Origin of the sequence: Dactylosporangium sp. CA-052675 (assembly GCF_050947935.1) — a bacterium.
Lineage (GTDB): Bacteria > Actinomycetota > Actinomycetes > Mycobacteriales > Micromonosporaceae > Dactylosporangium.
This window is the reverse complement of record NZ_CP192010.1, coordinates 767,995-782,734: the sequence shown is the minus strand read 5'-3', so window position 1 is coordinate 782,734 and position 14,740 is coordinate 767,995. Positions and strand designations below refer to the sequence as shown.

Sequence of the window (14,740 nt, the reverse complement as noted above, 5' to 3'; positions counted from 1 at the left end):
CGAAGCTCAACCGGCCGCCGGACGTCGAGGCACCTCGGCACGTCCGGCACCGGACCCGAAGGCCCGGTGCGGACTCAGAGGATGCCCGCCAGGTGGTCCTGGTAGCCGAGGATCCGCTCCGGGTCGGCGTCGAGCACGTCGCGCAGGAGTGTCGCGTAGACCTTGCGGAAGTCGGTCGTGAACTTCAGGTCGCCGTTGTCCAGGTCGGCGAGGCTGGGCTGCTCGCCGTAGAGGCCGCCCTTCACCGGGCTGCCGAGGATGAACATGTTCGAGGCGGTGCCGTGGTCCGTGCCGTCGGAGCCGTTGGCGGCCACGCGGCGGCCGAACTCCGAGTACACGGCGACGACGACCTTGCGGCCGGCCTCGGTCTTGGCCATGCGGTCGGCGAACGTGGTCAGCGCCTCGTCGAGGATCTTGAGCAGGATCTCCTGCGAGTTGCGCTCCTCCGCGTGCAGGTCGAAGCCGCCGAGGGAGACGGAGAAGACGCGGGTGGCCACGTTGGCCTCGACGCAGCGGGCCACGAGACCGAGCTGGGTCTTGAGGTCGGAGCGGCCGCCGGTGCCGGTGCCGGTCGACGCGGACGCCTCGCCGTCGCCGTCGTGGTCGTCGACGCTGTGGATGAGCGCGTCGACCTCGACGAGGTCGGCGAAGGCGCGGGCGGCGCGGGCCTGCAGCGGCGGCTCGCCGTCGGAGGTCTTGCCGAACGCGGTGAGCACCTCGGGCTTGACCCCGCTGGGCAGGGTGAGGCCGGAGACGGGCACGGCGGCCCCGGCGGTCGTGGCCCCGGCCAGCAGCGGCGGCAGCACCGGCTCGAACGACACCGCGTGGCGCGGGTCGCCGCCGAACGCGTCGAGCCAGCGGCCGAGCCAGCCGGTGTTGCCGGGACGGTCGGGCTGCGCGGTCTGCCAGATGTCCATGGACCGGAAGTGGCTGTGGTCGGGCTTCGGGTAGCCGACGCCGCGCACGATGGCGAGCTTCTTCGCGTCGAACATGCGCTTGAGGCCGGCGAGCCCGGGGTTGAGGCCGAGGGTGTCGTCGAGCTTGAGGACCTCCTCGGGCTTGTAGGCGAGCTCGTGGCGGGCGGGGGCGTAGGCCTTGTCGGCGTACGGGATGACGTTGGCCAGGCCGTCGTTGCCGCCGTAGAGCGTGACGAGCACGAGCGTCTTGGCGTCGCCGGGGCGGTCGTCCCAGCCGGCGGTGTCGAAGATGTCGCGCAGCGTCCAGGCGCCCCCGGCGACGAGGGCCGCGCCGCCGGTCACGCCGCTGGCGATCAGGAACTTCCTACGGGTCAGGGCGTCCATGCCGCCTCCTTTTCAGCGTCGGTTGATCAGCGGGCGCTGGGGGTCGGTCGCGGCTTCGGTCGGCGCCGCGTCCATGCCGCCCCGATCCGGCGTCAGCAGGCGCCGGGCGTCAGTCGCGGCTTCGGTCGCCGCTTCGGTCGCGGCTTCAGTCACGGCTTCGGTCGCCGCTTTGGTCGCGGCTTCGGTCGCGGCTTCGGTCGCGGCTTTGGTCGGCGTCGCCGGGGTGGCGTCCATGCCGTCTCCTCTCGGCGTCAGTTGATCGCGTACTCGGGGCTGGCCAGGCCGAGCGTCAGCAGCCGCCGGGCGTCGTTCGCGGCCGGGGTCAGGGCCGCCAGCGTGCGGTCCGTGAACGCGTCGATCACGAGCAGCCGGGCCAGGGCCGTGGGGCGCTGGGCGGCGGGGACGGCGGTGAGACGGTCCAGGACCGGCTGCGGAGCCCGCGCGGCGAGGGTCTGGGCGAGCTTGATCCGGCCCTGGGTGGCCGAGGTCGTGAGCCACGCCGCGCCCGCCGGCCAGCCGCCCACGCTCGGCGGGCGCAGCGGGACCTGGCCCAGCTGGTTCAGGGCGCTGAGGAGCTGCTTGCGCTGGGCGTCGGGGAGCTCGCCGGGGCGGATCCGCAGCTGCCGCAGGGCGCCGACCAGCCACTCCACGGGCTGCTTGACGAGCTCGGCGTGGCCGTCGGCGGCGAGCAGGGAGCGCAGTACCGCCGCCGTCGTCTTCTGGGTCTTGGCGGCGTCGAGGACGGCCTGCGGGATGGGGGCGTCGCTGCAGTAGCGCAGCCAGAGGCGCCGCGCGACGAACTCGGGGCAGGCCGGCTGGGCGAGCAGGACGTCGGCGAAACCGTCGGCGTCGAAGGCGGCGGTCCGGCCGAGGATCGTCTTGGGCTTGTCGTCGTGGCGCTTGGCGTTGAGCGTCGCGGTGCCCGCCTTCTGGTCCACCACCCAGCCGGTCAGGGCCCGCGCGCCCTCGCGCACGTCCTGCTCGGTGTAGTGGCCGACACCGAGCGTGAACAACTCCATGAGCTCGCGGGCCAGGTTCTCGTTCGGGGCCTTGTTGGTGTTCTTCTGCCCGTCCAGCCAGATGATGAGCGCGGGGTCGCGCAGCATCGCGTGCACCTGGGTGGCGAAGTCGCCGAGGGCGGTGCGGAACAGGGTCTGCTGCTGACCCAGCATCAGCGGGCCGGACTTGACCTTGTCGGCGGACGTGGCCCAGTGGCCGTGCCAGAAGAAGGTCAGCTTCTCGTGCACCTGGTGGTCGGCCTGCACCATGCGGTCCAGCCACCAGAGGCCGACGGTACGGATCTGCTCGGCCCGGTCGGTCTTGTCGTTGAGGACCGGGCCGAGCTTGGGCAGTGGCGTGCGGGCCGCTCCGGCGTCGGGGTCGGGCGGGCCGAACAGGGCGTCCAGGGTCGCCGCCAGGCCCTTGGACTCGGCGGCGTCGACCTCCTCCGCCGTGGGCCCGAACGTCGCCCGGCGCAGCAGATGCGCAACCTTCTCACGATCGGCCATGGACCCTACGCTATGGCGCGTTTGTACGAGGCACGTTAAGCCAGGCTCAGCCCTCGTTGAAGAAGGTTCGCGACATATCCGATAAGTCCGATATGTCGCGGCGCGCAGCGCCCGACATATCGCGCGAAGCCCAGCCCCGCCCAGCGAGGCCAAGCCGCGCAGAGCGAGGCCAAGCCGCGCAGAGCGAGGCCGGGCCCGCTGGTGTGCGCGTTCCAGGCGGCGCAGAAGCGGGTCAGGGGCCGCGCCCGGTCGTCAGCGCCCCTCGTACACCGGCTTCTGCTTGGCCACGAAGGCCGCCGTCGCATTCTGGTGGTCCGCGCTGTGCCCGCACAGCGCCTGAGCCTCGGCCTCGACCGCCAGTGCGTCCGCCAGCGAGCCCGAGCCGCCCGCCGCCAGCTCGCGCTTGATCTGGGCGTACGCGACCGTCGGCCCCGCGGCGAGGCGCCCGGCCAGCTCCAGGGCCGCGGGCAGGACGTCCTCGTCGGACTCGGCCAGGCGGGTCAGCATGCCCAGGGCGAAGGCGGCCTCGGCCCTCACCGGCTCGGCCAGCAGCAGCAGCTCGGTCGCCTTCGCGTGCCCGACGATCCGCGGCAGGCTCCAGGAGATCCCCGTATCACCGGCCAGGCCGACGTTGGCGAAGGCCATCAGGAACGCGGTCTTCGGGCCGCCCACGCGGAAGTCGGCGAGCAGGGCCAGGGACGCGCCGGCGCCGGCGGCCATGCCGTTGACCGCGGCGACGACGGGCTTGGGCAGGCCGGCCAGCAGCGTGGCGATCGGGTTGTAGTGCTCGGTGACGGTGGACAGGGACGCGCCGGTGCCCGCCTCCAGGGAGCTCGCGTGCTCGCGCAGGTCCTGGCCGCCGCAGAACGCGCGCCCCGCGCCGGTGAGGACCACGGCGCGCACCGAGGCGTCGTCCGCGATGTCCTTGAGCGTGTCGCGCAGGGCCACCTTCAGGCCGTCGGTCAGCGAGTTGAGGGCGTCGGGGCGGTTGAGGGTCAGGATCGCCACACCGGTCTCGGTGCGCTCGACGAGCAGGTCATCCATGGTTGCTCCAAGGGGTCAGAGGGTCAGGCAGGCGTCCACGAACCGGTCGGCGGCGGGGCGCAGACGCAGGGCGTGGTGGTCGAAGAAGGCCGCCGCCGCGGTGCCGGCCCAGCGCTCGGGCAGCAGCTGCGGCGGCAGCTGGGGGTCGCGGAAGAGGAACCCGCGCCAGGCGTGGACCAGCGTGAACCGGACCGCGTAGGCCTGCTCGTCGGGGGTGGCCGGGCCGACGGACTGCACCAGCGGCGTGAGGCGCTCGACGAACTCGCCGTAGGCCGCGGCGATCGCGTCGAGGTCCCAGGCTCTGGCGACGAGATGCATCGCTCCATCGGTACCGCCGCAATGCTCCGCCGTAAAGCGGTCGTAGCGCACACCGGCCTCCGTGAGCAGCGCGTCGACGCCCTCCCCCGGGCGCGGGGCGATCCAGGTAGAGCCGTCGACCGAGCCGTAGCCGAGGAATCCGAGGTTCGCCACCAGTCTCGCCCGCGCGCCTCGGTGCGCGGGCGGTTCCAGCGTGATGAGATCGAACCTGCCGGTCCACGCGCTCCCGGGGCCGCCGGGTCGCTGGGTGCGGTAGATGCGGGCACCGGCGGCGTCGAGGCGGCGTGCCGCCTTGGGGGTGATGCCGTAGCCGGGGCCGGTCGGCAACCGTAGGGGTTGCAGCCAGCCCTGCCTGACCATCCGCGACACCGCGGTACGGACGGCCGGCGCGGCGATGCCGAGGGGAGCGAGCAGGCGCACGAGAGCGGCGACGGCGGCCCGCCCGCCACGCGGGCGCAGATGGTCGCCGTAGAGGTCAAAGAGGGCGGACCGGGCCTGCATGGCCGCTTATTGTGACAGTTGACCGGCATTTCCCGCCAGGAGTTGTCACAAGGTTCGCGCCCCGGTTTGGGTCTTGGGGCCATCATCAGGGAAAATCATCGGTTGGTGCGTACCTCACGGGGCCTGCGGGTCCGGTCGAGGCTCCGTGAACAGGCGCGCCGGCATGCGGGGACGGCTGTGCCACCTGGTGTCTGGGACATCAGGGAGCGAAGGGAGACAACATGGCGGCCATGAAGCCGCGGACAGGCGACGGTCCGCTGGAGGTCACCAAGGAGGGCCGCGGCATCGTCATGCGCGTCCCGCTCGAGGGTGGTGGACGGCTCGTCGTCGAGATGACCAAGGATGAGGCCAACGAGCTCAGCGAGGCGCTGAAGACGGCCACTGGCTGAGTCTTCCCGCATACGGCTCCGCTTTCGGGTTGACTGGGTTGGGAGGAGCGGCCGGCGTGCGGTCGCTCCCGTTGCTGTGCGCACGAACTGCGCCGGAACATGGAGGGTCTCCTTGCTGGACATCAGGTTCGCCACGGGTCGCGGCTCCTCCGGCGCGGTGGCCGTCGTGGTGACGTCCAGCGACCCCGAGTCCGCCGTCGACCTGCTGCACCTCGGCCCGGCCGACCTGGCCGAGTGCACGGCGTTCCTGGGGGACGTCGAGCACACCGGGTCGGCCGGCACCGTGCACAAGCTGCCACGGCCCGGCCGCAAACCCTCGCCGCTGCTGTTCGCCGGCATCGGCGAGGGCGACGAGTCCGGCTGGCGGGCCGCGGGCGCGGCGCTGGCCAAGCAGGCGCGCTCCGAGGCCTCGCTGCGGATTCTGGTGCCGGCGGACACCCCGCCCGCCGCGATCCGCGCGCTGGCCGAGGGCCTGTGGCTCGCCTCCTACCGCTTCCGCCTCGCCGACGCCGAGCCCGACCCGCTGCGCCGCGTCACCGTGGCGCTCCCGGCGAGTGACGAGCTCGACGCCGCGCTGGAGCAGGCCCGGGCCGTCGTCACCGCCACGACGCTGGCCCGCGACCTGACCAACATGCCCAGCGACCGCAAGACGCCGGCCTGGTTCGCCAAGCAGGTGGTCAAGGCCGCCGCCGGGGTGCCCGGGGTGACGGTCGAGGTCCGCGAGCCCGCCTACCTGCGCGAGCACGGCTTCAACGCGATCCTCACGGTGGGGCGGGGGGCCGCGGCCGAGCGCGGCCCGCGCCTGGTCGAGGTGTCGTGGCGGCCGCGCGGCGCGAAGCGGCACGTGGTGCTGGTCGGCAAGGGCATCACGTTCGACACCGGCGGCGTGTGCATCAAGCCGCTGGCCGGGATGAAGCTGATGCGCAAGGACATGGGCGGCGCGGCCGCGGTCGTGGGCGCGACGCTCGCCGCCGCCGCGATGCGGCTGCCGGTGCGGATCACCGCGCTGGCGCCGCTGGCCGAGAACGCGCTCGGCGCCGACAGCATGCGCCCCGGCGACGTGGTCACGCACTACGGCGGGATCACGTCGGAGATCCTCAACACCGACGCCGAGGGCCGGCTGGTGCTCGGCGACGCCATGGCCTACGCCGTGCGCCGCCTGCGCCCCGACGTGATGATCGACCTGGCCACGCTCACCGGTGCGCAGGGGGTCGCGCTGGGCAAGCGCACCGCCGCGATGTACAGCCACAGCGACACCCTCGCCGCCGGCCTCGCGGCCGCGGCCGAGGCGTGCGGCGAGTCGGTGTGGCGGATGCCGCTGAGCGAGGACTACGCCGAGGAGATCCGCGGCGACCTCACCGACATCATCAACTCCACCGACATCGGCGCCGGGTCGCTGCTGGCCGCGCTCTACCTGCGCGAGTTCACCGGCCCGCTGCGGGACCGCTGGGCGCACTTCGACATGTCCTCGCCCGCCTGGGCCGACTCCGGCGACGGCGAGCTGACCAAGGGCGCCACGGGCTGGGGCGTGCGGACGCTGACCCGCTGGCTGGAACAGCAAACCGCCGCCGCCTGAGCGGCGGCGGCGGTTTCGTGCCGAGCGTTACAGGATGGTCCAGGTGTCGCCGCTGTTGAGCAGCGCGCCGAGCTCCTCGTCGGGCGTGCCCTTCGCCTTGGCCTTGGCCGCGACGAGCTGGTCGCGCACGACGTCGTCGTAGGCCGGCCGGTCGACCGAGCGGAACACGCCGATCGGGGTGTTGCGCAGGTCGAGGCCGGGCAGGCGGGACAGCGCGAACGCGTAGGCGGGGTCGGCGACCGACTGGTCGTGCACCACGATCTCCTCGGGCCCGACCTCGGCGGTCGGCACCACGGAGAGGCCGAAGGCGCCGGGCGGGTGGGTGACCGCCCACTCGCCGTCCTTGCCGAACGTGATCGGCCGGCCGTGCTCGAGCCGGATGACGAAGTCGTCGCGGGTCGAGGGCTCCTTGAGGGCGTCGAACGCGCCGTCGTTGAAGATGTTGCAGTTCTGGTAGATCTCGACGAACGCGGAGCCGCGGTGCTCGGCCGCGGCGCGCAGCACCGACTGCAGGTGCTTGCGGTCCGAGTCGATGGTCCGCGCGACGAAGCTCGCCTCCGCGCCCAGGGCCAGGGAGATCGGGTTGAACGGCGAGTCGGCCGAGCCCGCCGGGGTCGACTTGGTGATCTTGCCGACCTCGGAGGTGGGCGAGTACTGCCCCTTCGTCAGGCCGTAGATCTTGTTGTTGAACAGCAGGATCTTCAGGTTGACGTTGCGGCGCAGCGCGTGGATGAGGTGGTTGCCGCCGATCGACAGCGCGTCACCGTCGCCCGTCACCACCCAGACCGACAGGTCCGGCCGCGACACGGACAGCCCGGACGCGATCGCCGGCGCGCGGCCGTGGATCGAGTGCATGCCGTACGTGTTCATGTAGTACGGGAACCGCGAGGAGCAGCCGATGCCGGAGACGAACACGATCCGCTCGCGCGGGATGTTGAGCTCGGGCATGAACGACTGGACCGCGGCCAGGATCGCGTAGTCCCCGCAGCCGGGGCACCAGCGGACCTCCTGGTCGGACTTGAAGTCCTTCGTCGTGAGCTTCAACTGCTCAGGCATTCTTGACCACTTCCTCGAGCACACCCTCCAGCTCGGCCGCGGTGAACGGCAGGCCGCGGACCTGGTTGTAGGCGATGACGTCGACGAGGTACCGCGACCGGATCACGCCGGCGAGCTGGCCGAGGTTCATCTCCGGGATGACGACCTTGTCGTAGGACTTGAGCACCTCGCCCAGGTTCTTCGGCATGGGCGAGAGGTGGCGCAGGTGCGCCTGGGCCACGGCCAGGCCCCGCTGGCGCAGCGCACGGGCGGCGGCGCCGATCGGGCCGTAGGTGGAGCCCCACCCGAGCACCAGCACGCGGGCCGAGCCGTCCGGGTCCTCGACCTCGACGTCGGGCACGTCGATGCCCTCGATGCGGGCCGCGCGGGTGCGCACCATGAAGTCGTGGTTGGCCGGGTCGTAGGAGATGTCGCCGGTCTTGTCGGCCTTCTCGAGACCGCCGATGCGGTGCTCGAGGCCGGGCGTGCCGGGGACGGCCCACGGGCGGGCGAGCGTCTTCGGGTCGCGCAGGTAGGGCAGGAACGTCTTGCCGTCCTCGCCGTTGGGCTCGGTGGCGAACTGCACCCGCAGGTCGGGCAGCTCGTCGACCTCCGGCAGGCGCCACGGTTCGGAGCCGTTGGCGATGTACCCGTCCGAGAGCAGGATCACCGGGGTGCGGTACGTCAGCGCGATGCGAGCCGCCTCGAGCGCGGTGCTGAAGCAGTCCGCGGGCGAGCGCGGCGCGAGCACCGCCACCGGGGCCTCGCCGTGCCGGCCGAACAGGGCCATGTTCAGGTCGGCCTGCTCGGTCTTGGTCGGCAGGCCCGTGGAGGGCCCGGCCCGCTGCACGTCGATGATCACCAGCGGCAGCTCCAGCGCGACCGCGAGCGAGATCGTCTCGCCCTTGAGCGCGACGCCGGGGCCGGAGGTCGTGGTCACGCCGAGCGCGCCGCCGTAGGAGGCGCCCAGGGCCACGCCGATCGCGGCGATCTCGTCCTCGGCCTGCACGGTGGTCACGCCGAACTTCTTGTGCTTGCTGAGTTCGTGCAGGATGTCCGACGCCGGGGTGATCGGGTAGGCACCCAGGAACACGGGCAGCTGGGCGCGTACCCCCGCGGCGACGACGCCCAGGGCGAGCGCCGCGTTGCCGGTGATGTTGCGGTAGTTGCCCGGCACCATGCGCGCCGGCTTCACCTCGTAGCGCACCGCGAAGTTCTCGGTCGTCTCGCCGAAGTTCCAGCCGGCCTTGAACGCGGCGATGTTCGCGGCGACGAGCTCCGGGCGGGAGGCGAACTTGCGCTCCAGGAACGACAGCGTCGACTCGTGCGGGCGCGAGTACATCCACGACAGCAGCCCGAGCGCGAACATGTTCTTGGCCCGCTCGGCGTCCTTCTTGGAGATCTCGAACGACTCCAGCGCCTTCACCGTCATCGAGGTCAGGCCGACCGGGGCGACGTTCCAGCCCTCCAGCGTGCCGTCCTCGAGCGGGTTGGACGAGTACCCCACCTTGGCAAGGTTGCGGTTGGTGAACTCATCGGTGTTGACGATGATCGAGGCGCCCTTGGGCAGGTCGGCGAGGTTCGCCTTCAGGGCCGCCGGGTTCATGGCCACGAGCACGTTCGGCGCGTCACCGGGCGTGAGGATGTCGAAGTCGGCGAAGTGCACCTGGAAGCTCGACACGCCCGGCAGGGTCCCGGCGGGGGCCCGGATCTCGGCGGGGAAGTTGGGCAGCGTGGAAATGTCGTTGCCGAGCTGCGCGGTCTCGGACGTGAAGCGGTCACCGGTGAGCTGCATGCCGTCGCCGGAATCGCCAGCGAACCTGATGACCACTCGATCCAGCTGGCGGACCTGCTTGGTCACGTGAGCTGACCTCCTGTGGCGGCGGATGGGTTCTCGTACACCCCTGAGGGTACGTCGGCGTGAACGGCTCGCCTGCGGCGCATATCCCTTCCGCGGCGCCCAAGGTGCGACTTTCGTCATTGCGCGGGAGGCGCGGGTGTGCCCTGGGGGTGCAAGCCACCGGTGCGGGCGCTCAGTCGCCGTCCTCGTCCCGCCCGGTTTGCTCCCGGTCGCGGAAGCCGGAGCCGGCCACCGGGCCGCTGGGCAGGCGCGGAAGGGTCAGCGAGCGGGGGACCGGCGAGCGGGTGAGCGCGGCCGACGGGCCGGTCGGGCCGCCGCTCTGGGCGGGCACCAGCACCACGTCCTCGACCTCGTCGGCGCTCAGCGCGTCGTCCTCGACGTCGTCGCGCATGCGGCGGCGCACGGAGAAGACCACCAGCGCGCCGACGATCGCGACCAGCCCGACGATGCCGCCCACGATCGGCAGGCTGGACATGGTCCCACCGTCGTTGGACTGCTTGCGCAGGCTGAAGTCGGTCTCGAAGGTCCGCTGGGCGACCGGCGACGGCGGCGCCGAGGTCGGCAGCGGGGCCTCCACGCCGGCCAGCGGAGGCGCGGTGATCTTGAAGTCGTAGCGGGTCTCGATCATGTCCTGCCCGGGCGGCACGAGGTACCCGTGCACCGCCCCGGTCAGCGGCAGCTCGGCGCGGGCGGCGGCGCTGACGGTCATCCCGAAGGCGGTCGAGACCTCCTTGCCGGCCGCGATGTCACCGAGCTCACACCGGTCCCGGTCGGGGCCGACGCGCTTGTGCGAGCGGCACACGGACGGGAACGTGACCAGGTCCACACCGGGTGGCGTGACGATCTCGACCGCGCCCGCGGCCCTGGTCGCACCGGTGTTGCGCAGGCGCACCGCGAGCTGCAGGGACTCGTCCCGCGCGGCGGCGGCGGCCGGCAGCGGCGGGGCCGAGGTGTTCAGCTCGATGCCGGGCGTCGGCGGGGTGGTGAACGCGAACGCGATCGGGACGTTGCGCTGGTACTGCCCGATCGCCGCGGTGACCTGCCCGAGCCCGATGGTCTTCCACGCGCCCTGGTCGACGTTCACCTTCACCACGATCTGGCCCAGGCCCTGCTCGGGCAGCGCGCAGCTGAAGCTCAGCGCGGCGGGGGCCACGGCGCAGCCGCCGGTGCCGTACGCGCCGGTGGCCTGGGCCCCGCTCGGCAGCGCGTAGAAGCCGGTGACGGTGTCCTTGCCGACGTTCTCGCCGGTGTTCTTGACCGCGATGACCAGCTCGCCGGCGCCGTCGCCCTGCCAGTACGCGTCGCCGAGCGACACCGTGCTCACGGTCATCTTGAACCGGTGCACGGCCGGCGGCGGGGGCGGCGCGGCGGTCGTCGGCGGGGGCGGCGGCGGGGCCTCGGTGGTGGCCGGGGCCTCGGTGGGCGCGGCGGTCGTCGGCTCCTGCGTCGGGACGTCGGTGGTGGGGGTCTCGACGGGAGCGGTACTGGTCTCGCCGTCGCCCGGCTCCGCGTGCGCCGGCACGGCGAACAGCAGGGCGCAGGCGGCGGCCAGGAGCACGAAGGAGCCGGCCCGCAGCCGCCGGGTGGTTCGGCGGCCCGAGGGTGCTTCCATGAGGGGGTGTCCTTCTGATCTCGTGTCCGGCGGGGGTTCATCCGCCTGGCTTGTTGCCGTGAGGCAAGAAACCTGAAGCACATTATCTAGACTGTTTCGCGTTTTCGGCATGTCGGAGATCGTGATGATGCGTGTACGGTGCGTGCCATGAGCGGATATCTGGGCGGATATGCGACGCTCGGGCTCCTGCTCCTGGTCGGAGCCGCGGTGTTCGTCGCCGCGTTTACGGCCAACCGGCTGCTGGGTCCCCGCCGTTCGGCCACCTGGACGAACGCTACGGACGCGAAGTACGAGACGTACGAGTGCGGGTTGGACCCGGTCGGGGGCGACTGGGCGCAGGCCCAGATCCGCTACTACGTGTACGCCTATCTGTACGCCCTGTTCGCCGTGGAGAGCGTGTTCCTCTTCCCGTGGGCGGTGATCTACACCGCGCCCGGCTACGGCGGGGCGGTCGTGGCCGAGATGTCGATCTTCGTGGCTGTGCTCTTCCTCGGCATCCTCTACGCGTGGCGCAAGAACATCCTGCGCTGGACCTGACCCGCGGCCCTACGCGAGGCCGCGCCGCGCCACCGACGGCTGGCGATCGCCCCGGATGGCCGCCACCGTGTCGAGCACCCGGCGCGTCTCGCGCACCTGGTGGGCGCGGAACACCCGGGCCCCCAGCCAGGCCGAGACCGCCGTCGCCGCCAGGGTGCCCTCCAGCCGCTCTCCCACCGGCAGGTCGAGCGTCTCGCCGATGAAGTCCTTGTTCGACAGCGCGACGAGCACCGGCCAGCCCGTCGCGACGAGCTCGCCGAGCCGGTTGGTGATCGCCAGCGAGTGGCGGGTGTTCTTGCCGAAGTCGTGGGCCGGGTCGATGAGGATGCCGTCGCGGCGCACCCCGAGCGCGAGGGCGCGATCGGCCAGGGCGGTCACCGTCCGTACGACATCCGCCACCGGATCCGCGAAGGCCGTGCGGTGCGGACGGGTCCGCGGGGTGAGACCCCCCGCGTGGGAGCACACCAGCCCCGCCCCGGTCTCCGCGGCGACCTCGGCCAGGGCGGGATCGGCCCCGGCCCAGGTGTCGTTGATCAGGTCCGCGCCGGCCGCGACGACCTCCCGGGCCACCTCCGCCCGCCAGGTGTCGATCGAGATCACGACCTCCGGGAACATCGCGCGGATCTTCTCCACCGTCGGCAGCGTGCGGCGCAGCTCCTCGGCGGCGTCCACGGTCTGCCCCGGCCCGGCCTTCACCCCGCCGATGTCGACGATGTCCGCCCCCTCGGCGACCGCGGCCTCCACGGCACGCAGCGCCGCGTCCTCCGCGAAAGTTGCACCCCGGTCGAAGAAGGAGTCCGGAGTCCGGTTGACGATCGCCATCACCGCGTAGTCGCCGTCGGCGAAGCGCCGGGCGCCCAGACGAAACATCGCATGACCTCCGTGTTTCCTACAGATGGGTGTGCCGGGCTCGCCCAGGCGTACTCAGCGTGCCACGATTCCCCCTATGGCTGAGTTCCTCCTGGTGTTGATCGCCGCAGTGGTTGTCGGGGCCATCGGGTTCGGCGTGTCCTTGTTGATCACCGGTGACGACCCGGGAATCGAAGGGCATGAGCCCGACGGACGCTCCGTACCCCTGCCGTCGTCCCGCCCGCTGGTCGAGGGTGACGTCAACCAGCTCCGGTTCGACACGGTCCTCCGCGGATACCGGATGAGCCAGGTCGACACCGCGCTGCGGCGGGCCGGATACGACATCGGCTACAAGGAGGAGCTGATCCAGGTCCTCGAGGCCGAGATCAAGGCGCTCCGCGAGGGCCGCCAGGAGGACGCCGACGCGCTGCGCGACGCCCGCCAGGCCGCGGCCTCGGGCGCCGCCACCGAGGCCCCGCTCGAGCCTCCCGCCGACGTCATCGAGGGCGGCCCGCGCAAGTCCACGGCCAGGACCACCGACGAGGACGCCCCCGCTGACGCCGCCGACGACGCCTCCTGGGACCGTTCCTCCCCGGTGGTGCAGTGACCGCGGACGACTACGCCGAGGCGGAGCGGCCCGGACCCGGCGAGGTGACGGCGACGGTCATCGTCGCCGCCCCCGCCGCCCAGGTCTTCGCGGCCCTCACCGACTGGTCGCGGCAGGGCGAGTGGATCCCGTTCACGACGGTCCGGGTGCTCTCCGGCGACGGCGGCGAGGGCAGCCAGATCGAGGCCGTGACGCAGGTCGGGCCCGCGTCGGTGCGCGACCTCATGCGCGTCGTGAAGGTCGACCCGCCGTTCGAGCTTCGCGTCGTACATCACGGCAGGGTCCTGCGGGGCCCCGGCGTGCTGCGCTGCACCCAGCTGGGCGCGGACCGCACCCAGGTCGTCTGGCACGAGTGGTTCCACCTGCCGGCGGGCAACGCCGGCAAGGTCACGTGGCCGCTGCTCTGGCCCGGCTCCAAGGCCGGGCTCACGGCGGCGCTGCGCCGGTTCGCCCGCATGGTGGAGTCCGGACTTTTTGTCGTACCCCCCGAGTAGGTTGCCTGTCATGGGCGACGTGGTGATGGGGGCGGACGGGCGGGCCCGCTGCGGCTGGGGCGCCTCGACCCCCGACTACCTGGACTATCACGACACCGAGTGGGGCCGGGCGATCCGCGACGACGACGGGCTGTTCGAGCGCATGTCCCTCGAGGCGTTCCAGTCCGGGCTGTCCTGGATCACGATCCTGCGCAAGCGGCCCTCGTTCCGGGCGGCGTTCGCCGGGTTCGAGATCGAGAAGGTCGCCGCGTTCGGGGAGGCCGACGTCGACCGGCTCCTCGCCGACGCGGGCATCGTGCGCAACCGGGCCAAGATCGAGGCGGCCATCGCGAACGCGCGCGCGGCGGCCGAGCTGCCCGGCGGGCTCGCGGCCCTGCTGTGGTCGTTCGCGCCCGATCCGCGGCCGCAGCGGCCCGCGGACTTCTCGAAGGTGCCGGCCGTCACACCGGAGTCGAAGGCGATGGCGAAGGAGCTCAAGAAGCGCGGGTTCCGTTTCGTCGGCCCGACGACCGCGTATGCGCTGATGCAGGCGACCGGGATGGTCAACGATCACGTGGCCGGGTGTTTCGTCGAGCTCCCGTGAGCGCGTGATGCAATGGCGCCATGGCTAAGTGGGTCGTGGTCGTCTCCGAGGAGCAGTACGCGAACGAGCGGGTGTACGGGGCCGGCGGGCTGACCGCCCCCGAGCTGGCGCCCGGGGACGAGGCGCTGCTCGTGGCCGGCGGCGACGAGCCCGTCGTGTTCGGGCTCGGGCGGGTCGACCAGGACGGGCGGCTGCAATACACGGTGAACCTGCTCGACTCGCCGCTGCCCGCCGGGGGGCTCGCGGCGCGCACCGGCCGCCTCGACGACGCCAACTTCCTGGCCGTCGCCCGGCAGATCGAGCCGCCACGGCCCGCGCCCCGGCGCACCTACCTGGTCAGCGTCGACATGCCCATCGAGGCCGCCTCGCCCGGTGAGGCCGTGCGGGCGTTCTGGAGCTACGTGCGCGAGCTCGGCCCCGCCGAGCTGCCCGCGTTCGTGTGGCCCGCCGGGGACGAGCTCGCCATGCAGGCCTACGTGCTCGGGGCCGAGGCCAACCAGGACCCCGAGGAGGAGTGAGCCGGCC

At 72.4% G+C, this 14,740-nt stretch carries 16 protein-coding genes; 7 read left to right on the top strand and 9 right to left on the bottom strand.

The window, feature by feature from the left end:
- Nucleotides 1-74: 74 nt before the first annotated feature.
- The 5 genes from ACQP1P_RS03555 to ACQP1P_RS03535 form a co-directional block, all read right to left on the bottom strand.
- A complete protein-coding gene (locus ACQP1P_RS03555; protein ID WP_433083048.1) occupies nt 75-1,301 on the bottom strand; it encodes a DUF1501 domain-containing protein in 1,227 nt (408 codons plus the stop codon).
- Between the two features lie 12 nt (nt 1,302-1,313).
- Complete coding sequence (locus tag ACQP1P_RS03550; RefSeq protein WP_433083047.1) at nt 1,314-1,535, bottom strand: hypothetical protein; 222 nt, start codon at nt 1,533-1,535, stop codon at nt 1,314-1,316.
- Between the two features lie 17 nt (nt 1,536-1,552).
- Nucleotides 1,553-2,809: a DUF1800 domain-containing protein gene (locus ACQP1P_RS03545; protein ID WP_433083045.1), complete on the bottom strand. Its 1,257-nt coding sequence runs from the start codon at nt 2,807-2,809 to the stop codon at nt 1,553-1,555.
- A 252-nt stretch (nt 2,810-3,061) separates the two neighbouring features.
- Nucleotides 3,062-3,853 (bottom strand): enoyl-CoA hydratase-related protein, encoded by a 792-nt coding sequence (locus ACQP1P_RS03540; protein WP_433083043.1) that lies wholly within the window; start codon nt 3,851-3,853, stop codon nt 3,062-3,064.
- A 15-nt stretch (nt 3,854-3,868) separates the two neighbouring features.
- Nucleotides 3,869-4,672, bottom strand: a complete 804-nt coding sequence (locus ACQP1P_RS03535) for a PaaX family transcriptional regulator (RefSeq protein ID WP_433083041.1) — start codon at nt 4,670-4,672, stop codon at nt 3,869-3,871.
- 221 nt (nt 4,673-4,893) lie between these two features.
- On the opposite strand from ACQP1P_RS03535, the gene ACQP1P_RS03530 reads away from it, so the two are divergent.
- Together ACQP1P_RS03530 and ACQP1P_RS03525 are read left to right on the top strand one after the other, a co-directional pair.
- Complete coding sequence (locus tag ACQP1P_RS03530) at nt 4,894-5,061, top strand: DUF3117 domain-containing protein (RefSeq protein ID WP_081971220.1); 168 nt, start codon at nt 4,894-4,896, stop codon at nt 5,059-5,061.
- Nucleotides 5,062-5,173: 112 nt separating this feature from the next.
- Nucleotides 5,174-6,637 (top strand): leucyl aminopeptidase family protein, encoded by a 1,464-nt coding sequence (locus ACQP1P_RS03525; protein ID WP_433083039.1) that lies wholly within the window; start codon nt 5,174-5,176, stop codon nt 6,635-6,637.
- A gap of 27 nt (nt 6,638-6,664) precedes the next feature.
- Here the strand turns inward: ACQP1P_RS03525 and ACQP1P_RS03520 are convergent, their stop codons facing one another.
- From ACQP1P_RS03520 to ACQP1P_RS03510, 3 genes are all read right to left on the bottom strand, one after another.
- On the bottom strand, nt 6,665-7,693 hold the full coding sequence (locus tag ACQP1P_RS03520) for a 2-oxoacid:ferredoxin oxidoreductase subunit beta (RefSeq protein WP_433083037.1): 1,029 nt from the start codon (nt 7,691-7,693) through the stop codon (nt 6,665-6,667).
- Nucleotides 7,686-9,533, bottom strand: coding sequence for a 2-oxoacid:acceptor oxidoreductase subunit alpha (locus ACQP1P_RS03515; RefSeq protein ID WP_433083035.1), 1,848 nt, complete (start codon nt 9,531-9,533; stop codon nt 7,686-7,688). Before ACQP1P_RS03515 ends, ACQP1P_RS03520 begins: the two co-directional genes overlap by 8 nt.
- Before the next feature lie 172 nt (nt 9,534-9,705).
- A complete protein-coding gene (locus ACQP1P_RS03510; RefSeq protein WP_433083033.1) occupies nt 9,706-11,145 on the bottom strand; it encodes a hypothetical protein in 1,440 nt (479 codons plus the stop codon).
- A gap of 147 nt (nt 11,146-11,292) precedes the next feature.
- Here ACQP1P_RS03510 and ACQP1P_RS03505 point away from each other — a divergent pair, with 147 nt between their 5' ends.
- Nucleotides 11,293-11,682: an NADH-quinone oxidoreductase subunit A gene (locus ACQP1P_RS03505; RefSeq protein WP_433083031.1), complete on the top strand. Its 390-nt coding sequence runs from the start codon at nt 11,293-11,295 to the stop codon at nt 11,680-11,682.
- A 9-nt stretch (nt 11,683-11,691) separates the two neighbouring features.
- Here the strand turns inward: ACQP1P_RS03505 and folP are convergent, their stop codons facing one another.
- Nucleotides 11,692-12,552, bottom strand: a complete 861-nt coding sequence (gene folP, locus ACQP1P_RS03500) for a dihydropteroate synthase (RefSeq protein WP_433083029.1) — start codon at nt 12,550-12,552, stop codon at nt 11,692-11,694.
- A gap of 76 nt (nt 12,553-12,628) precedes the next feature.
- Here folP and ACQP1P_RS03495 point away from each other — a divergent pair, with 76 nt between their 5' ends.
- Genes ACQP1P_RS03495 through ACQP1P_RS03480 form a run of 4 tightly spaced genes read left to right on the top strand, consistent with a single transcriptional unit; the run spans nt 12,629 to nt 14,733 of the window.
- Complete coding sequence (locus ACQP1P_RS03495) at nt 12,629-13,138, top strand: DivIVA domain-containing protein (RefSeq protein WP_433083027.1); 510 nt, start codon at nt 12,629-12,631, stop codon at nt 13,136-13,138.
- On the top strand, nt 13,135-13,632 hold the full coding sequence (locus ACQP1P_RS03490) for an SRPBCC family protein (RefSeq protein ID WP_433083026.1): 498 nt from the start codon (nt 13,135-13,137) through the stop codon (nt 13,630-13,632). The genes ACQP1P_RS03495 and ACQP1P_RS03490 overlap by 4 nt, the downstream gene beginning before the upstream one ends.
- A gap of 10 nt (nt 13,633-13,642) precedes the next feature.
- On the top strand, nt 13,643-14,215 hold the full coding sequence (locus ACQP1P_RS03485) for a DNA-3-methyladenine glycosylase I (protein ID WP_433083024.1): 573 nt from the start codon (nt 13,643-13,645) through the stop codon (nt 14,213-14,215).
- 20 nt (nt 14,216-14,235) lie between these two features.
- On the top strand, nt 14,236-14,733 hold the full coding sequence (locus tag ACQP1P_RS03480) for a hypothetical protein (protein WP_433083022.1): 498 nt from the start codon (nt 14,236-14,238) through the stop codon (nt 14,731-14,733).
- Nucleotides 14,734-14,740 lie beyond the last annotated feature (7 nt).